Here is an 18,114-nt window from a genome sequence, read left to right on the forward strand (position 1 = left end):
CGAAAACCTTGGGTTTTCGGGGCTTTTCTCACGGCTCGCGGAAGGTTAGCGGGGGTCTTGCCAGGAGTGGGCGGGGGAGAAGCCCAGGAGGCGGCGGGCCTTGGTAATGGAGAGAAGCGTGGTGCGACCGTCGATGTCCGCGGTCACCGGCACGGCGGGGAAGACCTCGGCGGCCAGGTCGGCGCTGGGCCGGCGCATCACGGTGTCGGCGGCGGCGATGATGAAGCGCTCGAAGCCGGGCGGGGCCACCTGCAGCGCCTTGAGCACGGCCTGGGCGCCGTCACGGCCGTCGATGTAGCCCCAGAGGTTCCACTTGCGCAGCGTCGCATCCGTTTGGAAGTCCTCGAAGGCGTCGTAGTCCTCGGGGTCCATCACGTTGGAGAACCGCAGCGCCGTGATCGACAGCGTCGGGTCCCAGCGCACCAGCTCGATCGCCATCTGCTCCTCGAGGTGCTTGACCAGCGAGTAAGTGCTCTCCGGCCGGGCCGGGTACTCCTCGTCCACCGGGATGTAGGGCGGGTCGGTGTCGAACGGCAAGCCGAGCACGGTCTCGCTCGAGGCGTAGACGATGCGGCGGATGCCCACGCGGCGGGCCGCCTGGAACACGTTGTAGGTGGCGAGCATGTTGTTGTGGAAGGTCGCTACATCCGGTGCCAGGCCCGGCGCGGGGATCGCGCCCAGGTGCACCACGGCGTCGAAACCGTCGGCCTGGTCGTTGACACCGGAGAAGGCGTCGATCACCTGGCCGTAGTCGGTGAGGTCGATGCGCACGAAGCCCGCTCCGCGGCTGCCGGTCAGGTCGAAGTTGATCACCTGATGGCCCTCGGCGCGCAGCCGTTCGAGCACGGTCTTGCCGAGTTTTCCGCTGCCGCCGGTGAGGGCGATTCTCATGCTGGGGAATTCCATGGACATCCTTGTCTGCGTCGTACGGGTGACGCCTCGACCCGATTTGTGGCGGTCTGCAACGTATCACGGCCGCCGGGGAGAGTTGCCGGGTACTCTGGGGGCCAGAGTGACTCACGCTCGCAGACCGGGCGTCAGCCAGACGGAGGAACCGTGCAGGGCAGCAGCCATGACGATGTGCGCCGACACAACCTGTCGGTGGTGCTCAGACTCGTGCACCGCAGCGGCGCCGCCTCCAGGTCGCAGCTCACCCGGCTCACCGGGCTGAACCGCTCCACGATTGCCGCCCTCGTGGCCGAACTGGTGGAGCGCGGCCTGGTCGTGGAGGGCGAACCGACCGCCACGAACCAGGTGGGCCGGCCCAGCCCTATTGTCAGCGTCAGTGAACGGGTTGTGGCACTCGCCGTGAACCCCGAGATCGATGCCGTCACGATCGGAATCGTCGGCCTCGACGGGCAGGTGCACCGCCGGGTGCGGTACCCCACCGACCAGTCGCCGAGCGTGGTCGAGGCCGTGAACATCGCCGCCGCCGTGATCGACGGCATGCGCGGCGAGCTGGCCGCGAAGTTCACCGTCGTGGGCATCGGCGTGGCCGTGCCCGGCCTGGTGCGCGCGCACGACGGTCTGGTGCGGCACGCACCGCACCTGGGTTGGGTGGACGAGCCGCTCGCCGAGATGCTCGAAGCGGCCACCGGATACCCGGTGCTCGCCGCCAACGACGCCAGCCTGGGCGCGATGGCCGAACGGTTCTTCGGCGCGGGCAAGGGCATCACCGACCTCATCTACCTCAACGGCGGCGCCAGCGGCATCGGCGGCGGCATGATCGTGGGCGGCGTGCCGGCCGGCGGCATCGCCGGCTACGCGGGCGAGTTCGGCCACACCCGGGTGAGCGACAGCGCCAGGGTCGACTCCGCCGGCATCCGCGGCACCCTCGAGGCCGAGGTCACCCGGCGTGAACTGCTCGACGTGCTCGGCCTCACCGGTGCGGATGCCGACGAGCTCGAGCAGGCGCTGCTGGCGTCCACCTCCCCGGCCGTGCGCGCCGAGGTCGACCGCCAGATCGACCACCTTGCGGTGGCGCTGGCCGGCGCGATCAACATCCTCAACCCACAGCTCGTGGTGCTCGGCGGGTTCCTGGGCGCCCTGCTCGCGGTGGATGCCGAGCGGCTGCGGTCCGCCGTCGCCTCCCACTCGCTCGGGGCCGCGTTCGGCACCGTGCGGCTGAGCGCGGCCGAACTGGGCTCCAACCTGCTGATGATCGGCGCCGCCGAGTTGGCCTTCGAGGGGCTGCTCGACGACCCGGCCGGCCTCCCGGCCGGAACGGACCAGCCCTCAGACTGAGCCCACCTCGCCCGGTCCCGGCTCCGCGCCGGGCGTCAGCGTGGGGGTGAGGGAGCCGGGCACCCGCAGGAAGTTCGTGATGATCGTGCGCCGGTCGTCCGCCCGTTGCACCAGCTGCACCTCGCTGCGCGGGTGCGCGCCGGACAGCGGGATGATGCGCACCCCGGCCGGCAGGTTCAACGTGGCGCTGGCCGGCGCGATGCTCACCCCGAGGCCCGCCCCCACCAGGTGCAGGATCGTCACCCACGACGACGCCTCCTGCACCACCCGGGGCTCGTACCCGGCCTGGCGGCACGGCTCGAGGTTGCGCAGGTAGGCCCGCTCGCCCGCGGCGCGCGGATAGAACACGAACGGGTCGTCCCGCAGCATCCCGGCGTCGAGCCGCGCCAGCCCGGCCGCCGCGTGGTCGCTGGGCACGACAGCGACATACGGTTCGGTGGCCAGGGTGGTCATGGTGACCGCGGGGTGCGGTTCGGAGTCACGCACCACCCCGATGTCGATCTCGCGGGCGAGCAGCCGGCCGAGGATCAGCGAGGTGTAGCCCTCGTGCAGCTGCACGTGCACCGACGGGTACAGCGACCGAAACGCCCGGATGCGCTCGGTGATGCCCAGCGGAATGGCCGACGTGATGAAGCCGATGTCGAACCGGCCCTGCTCGCCCCGGCCGATCCGGGCGGCCTCGTCGACGTCGGACGCAGCCTGGTCGAGGAGCCGGCGGCTGCGCTCGAGGAACGCCACCCCGGCCTCGGTGAGCACCACCCGGCGGGAGGTGCGATCGAACAGCGGCGTGCCGATCAGCTCCTCGAGCCGCCGGATCTGTTGGGACAGCGGCGGCTGGGCCATGTGCAGGCGGTCGGCGGCCTTGCCGAAGTGCAGTTCCTCCGCGACCGCGACAAAATAGCGCAGGTGCCGGAGTTCGAGGTGAGCGACCATAGGCCCACGCTATCAAGACGTCTGCGGTCTGAATCCCTCGCCAAGGGATATTGGACGTCTGGATAAGCCGCTCACAGAATGGAAGAGAACAAGGAGTCCACATGTCACTCAGCCCCAGCCCCGTCGCCCAGCCTGTCCCGATCACCATCGACCCCCTGACCTCCGACGCCGACGCCCGCGCGTTCCGGGAGCTCAACGAGGAATGGATCCGCCGGCTGTTCACCCTCGAGGCCGCCGACAGCGCCACGCTGGACGACCCGGTCGGCGCCATCGTCGACCGCGGCGGCCAGGTGCTGATCGCCCGGCTCGGCGACGAACGGATCGGCTGCGTCGCCCTGGTGCCCACCGGCGACGGTGTCTTCGAGCTGTCCAAAATGGCGGTGCAGCCCGGCCTGCGCGGCAAGGGCGTGGGCCGGCAGCTCATCACCGCGGCCATCATTCTGGCCGGCCGGCTCGGCGCCACCTCGCTGTTCCTGGGCAGCAGCACCAAGCTGCCCAACGCCGTGCACCTCTACGAATCGGTGGGCTTCACCCACGTGCCTGCCGAACGCATCCGGCCGATGCCGTATGCCCGGGCAGATGTCTTCATGGAGCTGCCCCTCACGAACGCCGGCTCGCCGGCAAACGTGCAGAAAACCCCGGATCCGCGCAATCTTTCGCCAGTTGGCGGCCACAGGGAATAGAACGCGGGGCCCGGGGCTTTTCGCAAACGGGCCTTCGCCCGCACTCCACCCCGTAAGCCCCCGACCGAGGACTCTTTTTCGTGACTACCGCCGTCATCCCCGTCATCTCCGAGGCGCAACTCGCCTCCACCGCCCGGCACCCCGGCGACGCACTCTCCCGCGGGCAGCGCGTGGTCTACATCATCATCCTGGGGGCGCTGACGGCGCTCGGCCCGTTCACCATCGATCTGTACCTGCCCGCCTTCCCCCTGCTCGAGAGCGAACTCGGCGTCTCGGCCGCGGCCATCCAGCTCACCCTCACCGGAACGATGATCGGCTTCGGCTTCGGTCAGCTCATCGTGGGCCCGTGGAGTGACAAGGTCGGTCGTCGGCTGCCGCTGCTGCTGGCCACCGGCTTCCACGTGCTCGCCTGCGTCGGCGCCGCTCTGTCCAACGACATCGTGTCGCTCGGTATTTTCCGGGTGCTGCAGGGCTTCGGCGCCGCAGCCGGTGCGGTGGTGGCCATGGCCATGGTGCGCGACCTCTTCGGCGGCAAGCCGCTCGTGAAGATGCTTTCCCGCCTGGCCCTGGTGAGCGGCCTGGCGCCGGTGCTCGCGCCGGTCATCGGCTCGCAGCTGCTGCTCGTGATGCCGTGGCGCGGCATCTTCTGGGTGCTCGCCGGCTACGGCATTGTCGTCATGGTCGCCGTCGCGATCTGGATCGTCGAAACCCTGCCGCAGGACCGCCGCACGGTGCCCGGCCACTCCAGCCTCGGCCAGCGCTACAAGGCGGTACTCAGCGACCGCACCTTCGTGGGCGTTCTCATCATCGGGGCGATGACCTTCACCGGGCTGTTCTCCTACCTCTCCTCGTCACCGTTCCTGTTCCAGCAGGTCTACCAGTTCAGCGCGCAGCAGTACGGTGTGCTGTTCGCGGTCAACTCGCTCGGCATCGTGGTGGGCGTGCAGGCCAGTTCGCGGCTGATGCACCGCTACAACGTCGGCCCGCAGAACATCCTGATCGTGGCCACGGCCGTGCTCGTGGTGATGTCGGCGGCCATCTTCACCCTCGACCTGCTCGGCGCGGGCCTGTGGGGCACCCTCATCCCGCTGTGGTTCTTCATCGCGGCGTGCGGCTTCACCTTCCCCACTGTGCAGGTCATCGCGCTCAACTCGCACGGCAGCGAAGCCGGCACCGCCGCATCCCTGCTGGGCGCGGCCAACTTCGGCATCGCCGGCCTGATCTCACCCGTCGTGGGCCTGCTCGGCGTCGGCACCGCCGTGCCGATGGCATCCGTGATGGGCCTCGCTGCGATCGTCTCCATCCTCAGCCTGTGGTTGATCGTGCGCCCGCGCACGGTGGCGGCGCTCACGCACTGACCTGGCCGCGGCAAAAGCCCTGCCGCACCCTTCAGATCGATATGGAAGAATCTCGAAGGTGATCTACAGCACAGGCGAGGACGCCTCCGACCGGGTGGCAGTGGATGTGCTCGCGCGCAACGGCGTGACCGTCGAGGGCGATCCGTCCGCGCCGCCGATTGTGTTCGGCCCCGGCTACGGCACCAGCCAGAACATGTGGCGCCTGGTGGCGCCGCAGTTCACCGACGAGTACCGCGTCGTGCGGTTCGACCACGTCGGCTCCGGCGAGTCGGATGTGTCGGCGTACGACCGCCGCAAGTACGACTCGCTGCGGGGGTACGCCGCCGATCTGCTCGAGATCCTCCGCTCCCTCGACCTGCACGATGTGGTCTTCGTGGGGCACTCCGTGAGCGCCATGATCGGTGCGCTGGCCGCGATCGAGGAGCCGGAGCGGTTCGGCAGGCTGATCATGCTGGGCCCCTCGCCGCGCTACCTGAACGACGAGGGCTACGTGGGCGGCTTCGAGCGCGCCGATGTCGACGCGCTGCTGGACGCTCTCGAGGTGAACCACGTGAGCTGGGCCGCCGAGATGGCGCCGGCGCTGATGCGCAACCCGGAGCGGCCCGAATTGGCCGAGGAGCTGGCGGAGAGCATCGCCCGCACCAACACAATGGTCGCCCAGCACTTCGCCAGGGTCACCTTCCTCTCCGACACGCGCCGGTACCTCAAGAACATCAGCACGCCCACGCTGATCCTGCAGTCCACCGACGACCTGATCGCCCCGCCGGAGGTGGGCGAGTACCTGCACGAGAACATCCCCGGCAGTGAACTCGTCGTATTGAGCGCGGCCGGGCACTACGCGCACCTGTCCGACCCGGCCGAGATCGAGCGGCAGATCCGGCGCTGCCTGTGACGCCGGACGAGGTCTCCCGCGCGCTGTTCCACCACGCTCCGGCCGGCCTGTTCGCGATGACCACCGACGGGGTCATCCTCTCGGCGAATGACACCTTCTGCCAGTGGGCGGGCGCCGCCAGGGAGGACATCGTCGGCCGGTACTTCCTGTCCCTGCTCTCCCGCGGCAGCAAGCTGATCTTCGAGACCCGGTTCATGCCGCTGCTTCAGACGCAGCGAACCCTGAACGAGGTGATGCTCAGCCTCTCCACCGGCACCGGCAGCACCCGGGATGTGCTGGTCAGCTCGGTCCTGGACGACTCGGGCGACCAGACCATGGTCTTCGCCGCCGTCGTCGACGCCGGGATCCGGCTCAAGTACGAGCGCGACCTCCTCGACGCCAGGCGCACGGCCGAGAGCGCGGTGGCTCGGGTGCGCATCCTGCAGCACGCCGCGGCCGGCCTCGCCCCGGCCACGACCATGGCCGCGTTCGGCTCCGCGCTGCGGGTGTCGGCCGAGATCGCCACGGATGCCGCATCGGTGTCGGTCGTCGTCGCCGAGCCCGACGGCCGTCTGGACCTGGTCTCGGGCACCTACCCGCTCTCCGGAACCGTGGACCTGGCCGGCCTGCTGCCGGTGCAGGAGTGCTTGAGCCACGGCCGGGTCGTGCTCTGTCGCAGCCCCGCGGACATCGCACTGAGTTTCCCGAGCCTGGCGGCCGACCTCGACGCCGAGGGGGTCGAGGCGCTCTGCGTCATTCCGGTGATCGAAGACGGCACCGTCGGCGGCGCCATCGCCTGCTGGTTCCAACGCCCGCGGGAGCTGGACGAGAACCTGCTCGACCTGCTCGCGGCGCTGGCCACGCAGGCCGCGCCGGTGCTCGAGCGCATCCACCTGCAACGCCGGATCGAACACCAGTCGCTGCACGACTCGCTGACCGGGCTGCCCAACCGGTTCGCCATGCAGCAGCGGCTGCGGCAGCTGCTTGTCGAGGCCGAGCCGCTCGGCCGCACCGTGGCGGTGCTGTTCCTCGACCTCGACGGGTTCAAGGCCATCAACGACGCCTTCGGCCACGAGGCCGGCGACCAGGTGCTGCAGCAGGTGGCCGAGAGGCTGCTGCGCACGCTGCGGGTGGGCGACCTGCCGAGCCGGTTCGGTGGGGACGAGTTCGTGATCGCCTGCGACGGCGTCGACGAGGGTTCGGTGCTGGAGATGGCCCGGCGCATCCGGGATGCCGTGCGGGTGCCGCTGGGCGGCATCGCGGAGGGGCAGTGCGTGTCGGCCAGCATCGGGATCAGCGTGTTCACGCCCGGCGTCTCCCCGCTGACCACGCCGGGCGCCCTGATCGCCCTCGCCGATGAGGCCATGCTCGCCTCCAAGCGCGCCGGCAAGGGCCGCGACACCCTCGTCACGGCCTGACCCCGCCCCGCGCCCGCCTGCCCGCTCCCGCTCCGCTCCCACCCGCCCTCAGCCGGGACTGGCCCGTTTTCGCTAGTTGCAGCACCTCCCGCACTAGCGAATCCGGGCCACTCATTGTTCAGGCCGGCGAGGCTGGCCCATATTTGCTAGTTGTCGGGGGTCGCGCACTAGCGAAAGTGGGCCAGTCAGGGACCAGGCGAGCGGGCAGGTCTGGGCGCGGGCAAGTGGGCAGGTCTGGGCGCGGGCAAGTGGGCAGGTCTGGGCGCGGCCGGGCGGCCCGTCCGCGGGTCAGGGCCGCCTCCCATCCGCGCCGATCTAACATGGGCTGATGGACCCCTCCCGAACCCCCGAGACTGAGCCCACCCCACCCGAGCCCGCCACGACGCCGGCCGGGCCGGAGGCCGCGGCGGATGCACCCGCCCGCCGGATCGCGCGGCGGTGGCCGCTGATCAGCGGCGCGTTGGCCGTGCTGCTGGCGTTCCTGCTCGGCGCCCTGATCCTGCTGCGCGGCAACGGCCGCCCGATCGAGGTCGACGCCGAGTGGATGGAGGAGATCCTCGAGCACCGGTCGCCGGTCTGGGAGGTCCCTGCCCTGGTGATGAACTTCCTCGGCGCCGGCATCGCCGGGGTGGTCGTGATCCCGCTGCTGATCCTGGTGACCCTGCTTGTGCTCCGACGCCCGTGGGCGGCCCTCTACTTCCTGATCGCCACCGTCGCGAGCGCCGGGCTGGTGCAGCTGCTGAAGACCCTGTTCGGCCGGGCCCGCCCGGAGGACATGCTGATCACCTCCGACTTCGGCTCGTTCCCATCCGGGCACGTCGCCAATGCGGCCACCATGGTGGTGGCGCTGGGCATCATCTTCCCGCGGCTGTGGGTGTGGATTGCCGGTGCCGTGTACACGGTGGCGATGATGGTGAGCCGCACCTACCTCGGCGCGCACTGGCTCACCGACACCATCGGCGGGCTGATGCTCGGGGCCGGGGTGGCCGTGGTGCTGTGGGCGCCGCTCGCGGCCAAGCTCGACGGTGAGAACACCATCGCCCGGCGGCGGGCGCAGCGAACGAAACCGCCGGCATCCGCCTCCGGCTAATCCGGCGGATAAGCCGGAATCCGGCGCGCGGGCTGACATTGCGGCCGGTGCGCGCTAGCGTCGGGGCATGAGAATTCTCCTCGTTGGGGCGGGTGGCGTCGGTGACGCCTTCGCGAAGATCGTTGCCCGCCGCTCGTTTTATGAGCAGGTCGTGGTGAGCGACTACGACCTCGGCCGGGCGGAGCGCACCATCGCGTCGATCACGGCCCGGCACGGCGCCGAGATCGCCGGCCGGTTCACGGCGGCGCAGATCGACGCCTCCGACCCGGATGTGGTGGCGCGCGTGGCCCGCGAGCACGGCGCCACCCACGTGATGAACGCCGTGGAGCCCAAGTTCGTGCAGAGCATCTTCGCCGGGGCGCTCGCCGCGGGCGCCGACTACCTTGACATGGCGATGAGCCTGTCGGAGCCGCATCCGACCGACCCGCACAGAGAGACCGGCATCAAGCTCGGCGACGACCAGTTCGAGCAGGCCGCCGACTGGGAGACCAGCGGCCGGCTCGCGTTGGTGGGCATGGGCGTGGAACCGGGGCTCTCCGACGTGTTCGCCCGCTACGCCTCCGACCACCTGTTCAGCGAGATCGACGAGCTCGGCACCAGGGACGGCGCCAACCTGGTGGTGCGCGACGAGGCCGGCAACGAGATCTTCGCGCCGTCGTTCAGTATCTGGACCACGATCGAGGAGTGCCTGAACCCGCCGGTGATCTTCGAAAAGGACCGCGGCTGGTACACGACTCCGCCGTTCAGCGAGCCGGAGGTGTTCGACTTCCCCGAGGGCATCGGCCCGGTGGAGTGCGTGAACGTGGAGCACGAAGAGGTGCTGCTGATGCCGCGCTGGCTCGACGCCAAGCGGGTCACCTTCAAGTACGGCCTCGGTGAGGAGTTCATCGGGGTACTCAAGACGCTTCACTTGCTCGGCCTCGACAGCGTCGCGCCCGTGAAGGTGCGCACCGCGGAGGGCCCGGCGATGGTCGCGCCGCGCGATGTGGTGGCCGCGAGCCTGCCCGACCCGGCCACGATCGGCCCGCGGATGACCGGCAAGACCTGCGCCGGCGTCTGGGTGACCGGCACCGGCACGGATGGCGCGCCGCGCGAGGTGTACCTCTATCACGTGAGCGACAACGAGTGGACAATGGCCGAGTACGACGCCCAGTGTGTGGTCTGGCAGACGGCGCTGAACCCGGCGATCGCGCTCGAGCTGCTGGCGACGGGCGTCTGGACTGGAAGCGGTGTGCTCGGCCCGGAGGCCTTCGACGCCCAGCCGTACCTCGACCTCATGGCCGCGCCCGAACCAGCCGGCTACGGCCAGCCCTGGGGCATGGACGAGCGCACCCCAACGGTTCGCGAGCCGTGAGATAAACCCCAACCCGGGCGTCGGGAAGGGGCTTAACTCACGGCTCGCGAGGGTTAGCGCCGGTGATGCGCCGCGGAGGCCAGCACCCGGCGGCCGAGCAGGTCGCAGGCGGTGATGGTGCGCTTGGCGAGGCGGTGAATCGGGATGCGGCCGCCGCCGGCCAGCGACACGTCGTACCGGATCACCGACGCGATGCCTCGCCCGTAGGTGAGGTGCAGGGCCTCGGTGAGCCGCTTGGTGCGGAACCGACCGCGGGTGCCCATCGCCACGACGGTCACCCGCGCCAGGCCGGCCTGCCCGTACCGCTCGCGCACCGCGCCGAGAAGTTCGTCGGCGGCAGCGAAGCCGAGCGGGGTGTTGGCCGTGGCGATCACGGCGATGATCGACGGCGACTCGAGCAGGTCGAGGCCCTCGCCGAGCGCGTGCGGGCCCAGGTCGTGCAGTACCAGGCCGCCGTCGATGCTCGCGGCGTCGTCGCCGCGGGGCAGCCGGGCGCCCACCGACCCCGACGAGTGGTCGGCCAGCGTCGGCACGCTGGGCGACAGGCGTGACAGCTGGTCGAACAGGATGGCGGCGAGCGTGGTGGTGCCCACGCCGCCGGCGGTGCCGCAGACGACGATGCGCAGGGTGCCGTGGGTCACAGTGCCAGCTCCTTCGCCAGGGATTCGGCCGCTTCAGTGGCGGGGTTCCGGGCATGCGCGATCTGCACGATCCGCGGCCGGTCGCCGCGTCGCACGATCCGGCCGCGGCCCGGCGGCATCTGCTCGGCGTACACCCCGGGCAGGATCTGGCCTTCCGTGCGCTCGCCCGACATGATCAGGCTCGTCGCGCCGGTGTCGCGCAGCGACTGGAGGACCACGTCGTAGAGCGCCCGGGACGCGCCGGCCACCGGGCGGGTGACGATCACGTTGAGCCGCAGCTCGCGGGCGCTGGGCAGGAACGGCAGCAGCGGCGCCAGCGGGTCGGTGCCGCCGGAGGCGAGCACGTCGTAGTCGTCGGCGATCACCACGATGCGCGGCCCGGCCGAGCGGTCGGACGCATCCTGCCGTTGGGCCAGCTCATTCGCGATGGCGGTGGTGAGCACCCGGGCCTGGCCGCTGGATTCGGCGAGCCCGCCCAGGTAGTCGTCCGGGCAGGACGAGGCGATCTCCCCGCGCACGTCCATGATCGCGATCACGAGCTCGTCGGCCGTGTACCGGTCGATCAGCCCCTGCACGATGCCGCGCACGAATGTGGACTTGCCCGAGGCGTGGTCGCCGAACACGAGCACGTGCTGGTCCCGGGACGCCAGGTCGAGGTAGGCCGGTTCCATGGTGTCCTGGCGCAGGCCGAACGGCACCGCATCGGGCGAGTCGATGGCATCGGGCAGTTCGTCGGGCGAGAAACTGTCGGGCAGCAGCCGGATGGGCGCGGCCGACGGGCCCTGCCAACTGTGCGCCGAGCGGGAGGCGAGTTGTTCGATCTCGTCGCCGATCAGGTCGTCGGCGGTGTCGTCGAGCACGGGCAGGGCGATGTGAGCGAACAGGCCGTCGTCGGTGATCGCCCGCCCGGGCTGGTCGCTGCGGAGCGCCCCGGAGAGCTTGCGGCCCACCTGGGAGTCCATCGGGTCGTTCAGGCGCAGCTCGATCCGGGTGCCGATCAGCGGCTGCTGCGCCATCCGCAGTTCGTTCCACCTGGTCATGGCGAGCACCACGTGGATGCCGAAGCTCGACCCGCGCGCCAGGATGTCGAACAGGGGCTGCTCGAACTCCTCGAACTCGGTGCGGAGCGCGCCCACGCCGTCGACGAGCAGCACGATGTCCGCGGCGACGAGTTCGGGCACACCGCCGTCGGCGTGCAGCCGGCGCAGCGTCGGCAGCGAGTCGATGCCGCGCTCCGTGAAGAGGCGTTCGCGGGTGGCGAGCATGCCGGCGAGTTCCTCGAGCAGCCGGCGCAGTCTGTCGCGGTTGGCGCGGGTGGCCACCCCGCCCACGTGCGGGAAGCCCTCGATGCGGTTCATGCCGGAGCCGGTGAAGTCCATCCCGTAGATGCTCACCTGACGGGGCGTGTGGGTGAGCGCGATCGACGCGGCCATGGTGCGCAGGAAGGTGCTGCGGCCGGTCTGCGGGGCGCCGAAGATGGCGACGTGCCCGCCGCTGCGGGTGAGGTCGATCAACCAGGGGTCCTGGCGCTGCTTCTCCGGTTCGTCGAGCAGGCCCATCGGCACCTTGAGCTCAGGCGTGGGTTCGTCGGTGAGGATGCGGGAGAGCGCGAACCGCTCCGGCAGCGGCAGCAACCAGATCGGCGGCACCGTGAGGGCCGAGCCGCGCAGGCCGTCTACGGCCTCGTCAATCAGCGCCCGCCCGGTCGACGGGCTCGCCAGGGCCTCTTCCGCGGTCTCGTTCTCGGTGCGCTGCTGCAGCCCGTTGTAGAGCGGCAGCGGCAACGCCGTGAGGGTGTCGAGGTCGGCGCTGTGGGTGGGCGCGGCATCCGCCTGCACGGCCGGGCCGGAGACGAAGCCGGACCGGAACCGGCGGTAGATCGAGGTGTCGACCTTGAGGTAGCCGTAGCCGGGGATCGCCGGCAGGTGGAAGGCGTCGGGGGTGTCGAGCACGATGGCGCTCTCCGACGCGGAGAAGGTGCGCAGGCCCACCCGGTAGGAGAGGTACGTTTCCAGTCCGCGGAGCTTGCCGGCCTCGATGCGCTGGCTGGAGAGCAGCAGGTGCACGCCGATGGACCGGCCGATCCGGCCGATGGTGAGCAGCAGGTCGACGAAGTCGGGTTCGGCGGTGAGCAGCTCACCGAACTCGTCGATGACGATGAGCAGATGCGGCAGCGCCGGCAGGTCGGGGCGTTCGGCCGCGAGCTCCCGGTAGTGCGTGATCGACGGCGAGTTGCCGGCGTCCTTGAGCAGCTGCTGCCGGCGCACCACCTCCCCGGCGATGCTCACCCGCGCCCGCTGGGTGAGCTGCGGGTCGTCGGCGAGGTTGTCGATGATGCCGGCCACGTGCGGCAGGCCGGCGAACGGCGCGAACGCCGCGCCGCCCTTGTAGTCCACCAGCACCATGCTGATGTCGTCGGGCCCGTGCGACAGTGCCAGCGCCAGGATCAGGGTGCGCAGCATCTCACTCTTGCCCGAACCCGTCGCGCCGATGGCCAGGCCGTGCGGTCCCATGCCCAGCTGGGCGGATTCCTTGAGGTCGAGCAGCACCGGTTCGCCGAAGTCGTCCAGCCCCACCGGCACCCGCAGGAAGTCCCGGGGTGAGCGCGGTTCCCAGGCGGTGGCCGCGTCGAAGGCACTGACGTCGCCGATGCCGAGCAGCTCGACGATGTCGACGGCCTTGGCCGATTCGACCTCGTCCTGCCTGGTCATGCTCAACCGCAGCGGCGCCAGCATCCGCGCCACGGTCTCGAACAGGGCAGCGGAGATCTGGTCGAGCACGGCGCCCTGCACAGGCACCTGGCCGTCGCCGCCGTCGCGGGCATCCGAGATCTCGGCCGTGCCGTCGCCGACGGTGACCCGGATGGTCACGTCGGATGGTTCGTGCAGCCGGTCGCTGAGCAGGTGCACCATGGTGATCTGCAGATCGATGGGGGAGAGGTCGGCGTCGGGCACCGGCAACACGGATGCGACGTGGCCGTAGTCGTCCACGAACACGATCAGCCGGGCGTTCTCGGCCGGTCCGGCGTTGCCGCCGCTGCGTTTCGCGGTGGCCGCCAGCTGGGCGCGGTCGCCGAGCTCCTGGCCGAGCACCCGCCGCAGCGCGTGCGTGTCCCTGGCCACCCGGCGGGCCGGCACCGGGCCGTCGTAGGTGTCTTCGTCCACGAAGTGCGGCAGCAGGTCCACACCGCGCCAGTCCTCGGCGGCGGTGTCGGGGTAGGCGATGGCCATGTGCACGTCGTCGGGGGCGTGCAGCGCGGCGATCTGCAGGATCAGCGCCCGCGCCACCTGCAGGGCGTTCTGCCGGTCGCCGATGATGGCCACGGCGCCGGCGCCGTCCAGGTTGAGGTCAACGGGCATCCCGCGCACCGTGGAGTAGTGCTCGGTGACCTGCCGGGCCTCGCCGGCCAGGATCGGGTCGTACGGCTGCACGGGGTTCTGCTCGGTGGGGATGGCCAGGTCGAACCAGGCCACGTCGCCCACGCCCAGGCGCGGGCTGAGGAAGTCGGCGTCGTGCCGGCGGCGCTCCCACAGCCGGCCGGGGTCCCGCACCAGCTCGATCAGCGCGGCCGGGTCGGGGTTGAGCAGTTCGGCGGTGGCCCGCACCGACTTGCCGCGCTGGCGCATCCGGGCGCGCAGCCCCTCGAGATAGTCCAGGTAGCGTTCGCGCTGCACCCGCCGGGTACGGGCGGCCGCGCCGCGCTGGGTGAGCGCCATGGCGAGCCCGCTGATGATGGCGACGATGAGGATCAGCGCGCCGATGACCATGAACAGGGCGTTGCCGCGCAGGGTGACCATCATGATCACGCTGGTGCCGGCGCCGAGCACGGGCAGCAGCGCCTGGATGGGCACACCGCCCTGCGCGCCGTCCTGCATCGCCGGCGGCGGGGAGATCACCTCGGCGTCGCCGCGTTGCAGCGGCCGGGTCACCCGGGTGGGCCTGTGCACGAGTCGGAGCGTCATGCTGTGGCCTCACGGTGTCGGAGTTCGGCGCCCAGCGAGAGCTGCGCCTGGGTCATGATGGTGCCGGCGAGCTGCGCGTAGGCGATACGGGTGCGGGCGCTCATGTGGGCGCTGGCCACTGGTGTGGCGGAGCCGGCGCTCGGGTCGTGCGGAATCCGCAGGACCGGCACCCCGAGGTCGGACCCGACGTCTGGCAGGGCCTGGCCGCGGCTGGAACCGCTGACGTCGACGATGACGAGCACCACCTGCGGGCCGTCCTCCACCCCGGTCAGCGCCGGGATCACGGCGGCGGCGTCTTCGAGTTCGTGCCGCCTCGACGGGGTGACCACGCACAAGACGTGGCTGGCCAGCGCCACCTGGGCCAGGTCGATCTGGTAGCCGCGCACGCCCCAGTCGGTGATCGCCAGGTCGAAGAACCGCGACACCGGGTTGATCCGGTCGAACCAGGTGCGGCTGGGTACCGGTGTGGTCGGATGCGCGGGGTCGCGCAGGTCCAGCCCGATCAGACCCGACCGGGCAACGGGCAGCCCGGCCGCGGCATCGGCGGCCGAGAGAGGCCGGGTGCGTGCCGGTGGCAGCGCGCCGGGCAGCGTGGGCACGCCGGCGTGCCAGAGCAGGTTCTGCGCGCCGCCGGAGGCATTCACACCGAGCACCAGGCCGGAGCGGCGGGTGGCGAAGATGCTCGCCACTCCGGCCGCCACGGTCGAGGCGCCCGCCCCGCCGCAGGCCTGCACGAGGCCGATGCGCCGGTTGAGGGTGAGCGGCATCCGGATGGCGGCATCCGCCGAGGTGAGGTCGTGCAGGCGTGCGCTGGCGCTGCCGACGAGGGCGAAGGGGATCGACCGCAGCCCGGCTGCGAGGGTGGACACGGTTAGAACGTCCCGAGCAGGTCGGGGTACACGCCGAAGACCCCGAGCGTGACCGGCAGCAGCGCCACGACGGCGAACATCTCGATGCTGTTGCCGGCGCGGCGCAGCCGGGCCCTGGTGTGTGCGGGCGGGTTCAGCGCGACCACGAGCAGGGTGGCCACGCACACGATCACGAGGGCCGCGAGCACGTACCACTCGTCGGTGTGCGCCACCGCGGCCACGATGAAGGCCGCGATCGACGCGGCCCAGAGCACGATGGCCTGACCGGCGAGTGGGAAAGCGCGGGTGCGGAGTGCGGTGACGACAATGAGCGCCGCGCCGAGGCCGATCGCCCAGCCGTCCGCTGATGCGGCGAGCAGGCTGGCGGCGATCAGGAGCGGCAGGGCCACGGCCACGGTTGACCAGGTGAGCGACCTGTAGGCGTCGTTGACGGTGGCCAGCACGGTCTCCCGGTTGGTGAGCCGGCCCGCGATCACGAGGTCGTCGATGCCGGTGAGCCCCGAACTGTTCATGGCGTACCAGGGCAGCATGCCGCAGATCACGGCGGCGGCGACACCCACCACAGCCGCGGTCTCCAGCTCGGCCAGGCCCATCAGGTGCAGCAGCACGGGCAGCACGCTCAGGGCCACGCCCACCACACTGGCCCGCAGGGCCGGGCGGATGCCGAGCCCGAGTCCCAGCGCTACACCGATCGCCAGCCAGCCCAGGCCGAGCGCCAGCACGAGGGTGGCGATGACGGGGTCTTCCCGGCTGCCGAGCCCGGCGTCGGCCAGGCTGGCGCCGGTGGCGGGCACAATACCGAGCGCGGCGGCGGCGAACGCTGTCGCCGGCCAGCGCTGGTGCAGACGGCCGAGCACAACCGAGACCAGGAGACTGCCCGCGAACACCGCGGTGAGAAGCGCGACGGTGCCCGTGTAACTGCCGGTGAACAGCAGCGCGGCCACGGCCATCATGGTTGCGATGGCGACGGCGCCGACACCCTCGCGGTGCCTGGCCGTCCACAGGCCGCGTTTGTCGTCCCTGGCCTCGGCGACGACGTCGGTCACGTCGGCCACCTCCGGCGGCGCCGGAGCCTCGTCCACCCGCAACAGGCGCAGCAGCTCCCCGGCCGACACGTGCTGCTCGGCGAGCGTGAGGGCGGTGTCCAGCTGCTGCCCGGTGGCGCGCACCAGGGTGAGCGGGCGGGCGACAGAGCCGGTGCGTTCCTCGAGCAGGTCCATCAGCTGCGGGATCAGAGCGGCGATGGTCTCGTCGCCCGGCACCACGATTTCGGCCTTGCGAGTGCGGCCCACGATGGTGAGCCGGGTGAAGCCGCTCACAGCGCTGGTCCGGGCACGAGCGGGGCGGAGAGCGAGGCTACTTCGGCATCCGCCGCGGCCTTCTTGGCCAGCAGGTCGATCACGAAGGACGTGCCGACGCAGGCGGCGCAGGCCACCGCGGCCAGGATCACCCCGGCCAGGAACCGGCGCAGGTTGTCGGTCGTCGCGCGGCGCTCGGACAGCTCGCCGAACAGGAATGCGGCCTGGAGCCGGGCGCGATGCGTCTTGACGGTTTCAAGGAGCACCACATCGTAATCAGAGGACATCGACGGGCAGGCTTTCTCTCGGGATCGTGGCGGTGATCGGGGTGGGGGTACCTGTCACGGTGACGGCCTCGGTGGCGAGGATGTCGAAGTGGCGGTCGCCGAGCTCGACCCGCCAGCCGGGTGCGGCGGCGGTCGGCTGGCCCGGCAGCAGCGGGCGGCGCTCGCCGGAGTAGGTGACCAGGGTGGTGCCGTTGGCCGAGCCCAGGTCGGTGACCCAGAGCAGCGTGCCAGACCAGGTGACCAGGGCGTGCGACTTCGACATGGTGCGGGAGAGATCTGTCCAGGCGAACAGCGGATGTACCTCGTCGCCCGTGCGGTTATCGGGCCGGCGGCCGATCAACAGCGACGTGTCCACCTGCTGGGACTGGTCGTTATCGAGCACGATAGTCACGAACGGGGCGATCCGGGCCTGCGGGGCGTACCCGTCGTCGGCATCCGTGGCCAGCATGCGGCGTCGGCCCTCACGCCGGGTCGGCGCGCCCGACTGGGCCGAGACCTGGGCCAGCTGGGCCGTGCCGAGGGGGTTGCGGGCGGGGGCGTGCGGGTCGCGACCGCGGCGGAGGTCCGCGGTCATGGTGCTGCGGGAGCCGATCAGGTCCACCATGGCGCTGAGCAGGCGGCGGGCGCCCACCGGGCTGCCGGAGAGGTCGTCGACAGTTCGGAGGCCCAGCAGCCACCGGCCGAGGGTGCGCCCGGTGCCGAGCAGCAACAGCAGTTGGCTGCAGCCGAACACCAGCAGCACGCCGAGCACGGCCGCGAACAGTCCACCGGTCGCGCGGTCGGGCGATCCGGCGGCCACGGCCACGGCGCCGCCGGCCAGGATCGCGGCCGGCGCGAGGTCGATGGCGACCGACCAGTACCGGCGTGTCGCGGATGCGGTGACCACTCCGCCGAGCATCCCCGAATAGGGGCCGAGAGCGGCCCCGGGAGCGGCCACGACAGACAGCACCCCGCAGCGTGTGCAGTAGGCGTTTGCTGGGATCAGCGGGGCTCCGCAGCGTCCGCAGCTGATCGCGCCGATGAGCGCATTGACCATGAAGAACCGCACCCCCCAAAGGTGAATCGGCAACTGTCGATGTGCTGAATTTCCCCCGCACCGTGTTGAC

At 71.0% G+C, this 18,114-nt stretch carries 15 protein-coding genes; 7 read left to right on the forward strand and 8 right to left on the reverse strand.

The genetic code is table 11. The features are described from left to right. Positions 1 to 45 precede the first annotated feature (45 nt). On the reverse strand, positions 46 to 891 hold the full coding sequence (locus BJQ94_RS02300; RefSeq protein ID WP_265398244.1) for an NAD(P)-dependent oxidoreductase: 846 nt from the start codon (positions 889 to 891) through the stop codon (positions 46 to 48). 165 nt (positions 892 to 1,056) lie between these two features. On the opposite strand from BJQ94_RS02300, the gene BJQ94_RS02305 reads away from it, so the two are divergent. After that, positions 1,057 to 2,244 (forward strand): ROK family transcriptional regulator, encoded by a 1,188-nt coding sequence (locus BJQ94_RS02305; RefSeq protein ID WP_265398214.1) that lies wholly within the window; start codon positions 1,057 to 1,059, stop codon positions 2,242 to 2,244. On the opposite strand, the gene BJQ94_RS02310 is transcribed toward BJQ94_RS02305, so the two are convergent. After that, positions 2,236 to 3,177 carry a LysR substrate-binding domain-containing protein gene (locus tag BJQ94_RS02310; protein ID WP_265398215.1) on the reverse strand — a complete coding sequence of 314 codons (942 nt, stop codon included), beginning with the start codon at positions 3,175 to 3,177 and terminating at the stop codon, positions 2,236 to 2,238. The genes BJQ94_RS02305 and BJQ94_RS02310 overlap by 9 nt on opposite strands. Before the next feature lie 101 nt (positions 3,178 to 3,278). On the opposite strand from BJQ94_RS02310, the gene BJQ94_RS02315 reads away from it, so the two are divergent. The 6 genes from BJQ94_RS02315 to BJQ94_RS02340 all read left to right on the forward strand — a co-directional run bounded on the left by BJQ94_RS02315 (position 3,279) and on the right by BJQ94_RS02340 (position 9,951). Beyond that, complete coding sequence (locus tag BJQ94_RS02315) at positions 3,279 to 3,860, forward strand: GNAT family N-acetyltransferase (RefSeq protein WP_265398216.1); 582 nt, start codon at positions 3,279 to 3,281, stop codon at positions 3,858 to 3,860. Positions 3,861 to 3,940: 80 nt separating this feature from the next. Then, positions 3,941 to 5,218, forward strand: coding sequence for a multidrug effflux MFS transporter (locus BJQ94_RS02320; protein ID WP_265398217.1), 1,278 nt, complete (start codon positions 3,941 to 3,943; stop codon positions 5,216 to 5,218). Between the two features lie 58 nt (positions 5,219 to 5,276). After that, positions 5,277 to 6,110: an alpha/beta hydrolase gene (locus tag BJQ94_RS02325; RefSeq protein WP_265398218.1), complete on the forward strand. Its 834-nt coding sequence runs from the start codon at positions 5,277 to 5,279 to the stop codon at positions 6,108 to 6,110. Then, complete coding sequence (locus BJQ94_RS02330) at positions 6,107 to 7,507, forward strand: sensor domain-containing diguanylate cyclase (RefSeq protein WP_265398219.1); 1,401 nt, start codon at positions 6,107 to 6,109, stop codon at positions 7,505 to 7,507. Before BJQ94_RS02325 ends, BJQ94_RS02330 begins: the two co-directional genes overlap by 4 nt. Positions 7,508 to 7,835: 328 nt before the next feature. After that, the gene (locus BJQ94_RS02335; protein ID WP_265398220.1) at positions 7,836 to 8,597 is read left to right on the forward strand and encodes a phosphatase PAP2 family protein; all 762 of its coding nucleotides are present in this window, start codon (positions 7,836 to 7,838) and stop codon (positions 8,595 to 8,597) included. Positions 8,598 to 8,664: 67 nt separating this feature from the next. Further along, positions 8,665 to 9,951 carry a saccharopine dehydrogenase C-terminal domain-containing protein gene (locus BJQ94_RS02340; RefSeq protein WP_265398221.1) on the forward strand — a complete coding sequence of 429 codons (1,287 nt, stop codon included), beginning with the start codon at positions 8,665 to 8,667 and terminating at the stop codon, positions 9,949 to 9,951. A gap of 53 nt (positions 9,952 to 10,004) precedes the next feature. On the opposite strand, the gene BJQ94_RS02345 is transcribed toward BJQ94_RS02340, so the two are convergent. The 6 genes from BJQ94_RS02345 to BJQ94_RS02370 are packed head-to-tail and all read right to left on the reverse strand — an operon-like array spanning position 10,005 to position 18,056. Further along, positions 10,005 to 10,592, reverse strand: a complete 588-nt coding sequence (locus BJQ94_RS02345) for a hypothetical protein (RefSeq protein WP_265398222.1) — start codon at positions 10,590 to 10,592, stop codon at positions 10,005 to 10,007. Further along, positions 10,589 to 14,554, reverse strand: a complete 3,966-nt coding sequence (gene eccCa / locus BJQ94_RS02350; protein ID WP_265398223.1) for a type VII secretion protein EccCa — start codon at positions 14,552 to 14,554, stop codon at positions 10,589 to 10,591. The genes BJQ94_RS02345 and eccCa overlap by 4 nt, the downstream gene beginning before the upstream one ends. Then, on the reverse strand, positions 14,551 to 15,423 hold the full coding sequence (locus BJQ94_RS02355; RefSeq protein WP_265398224.1) for a hypothetical protein: 873 nt from the start codon (positions 15,421 to 15,423) through the stop codon (positions 14,551 to 14,553). The genes eccCa and BJQ94_RS02355 overlap by 4 nt, the downstream gene beginning before the upstream one ends. Before the next feature lie 2 nt (positions 15,424 to 15,425). Further along, positions 15,426 to 16,742 carry an EsaB/YukD family protein gene (locus tag BJQ94_RS02360; RefSeq protein WP_265398225.1) on the reverse strand — a complete coding sequence of 439 codons (1,317 nt, stop codon included), beginning with the start codon at positions 16,740 to 16,742 and terminating at the stop codon, positions 15,426 to 15,428. Further along, positions 16,739 to 17,008: a hypothetical protein gene (locus BJQ94_RS02365; protein WP_265398226.1), complete on the reverse strand. Its 270-nt coding sequence runs from the start codon at positions 17,006 to 17,008 to the stop codon at positions 16,739 to 16,741. The genes BJQ94_RS02360 and BJQ94_RS02365 overlap by 4 nt, the downstream gene beginning before the upstream one ends. Further along, on the reverse strand, positions 16,998 to 18,056 hold the full coding sequence (locus tag BJQ94_RS02370; RefSeq protein ID WP_265398227.1) for an FHA domain-containing protein: 1,059 nt from the start codon (positions 18,054 to 18,056) through the stop codon (positions 16,998 to 17,000). Before BJQ94_RS02370 ends, BJQ94_RS02365 begins: the two co-directional genes overlap by 11 nt. Positions 18,057 to 18,114 lie beyond the last annotated feature (58 nt).

This window comes from Cryobacterium sp. SO2, from assembly GCF_026151165.2.
GTDB lineage: Bacteria > Actinomycetota > Actinomycetes > Actinomycetales > Microbacteriaceae > Cryobacterium.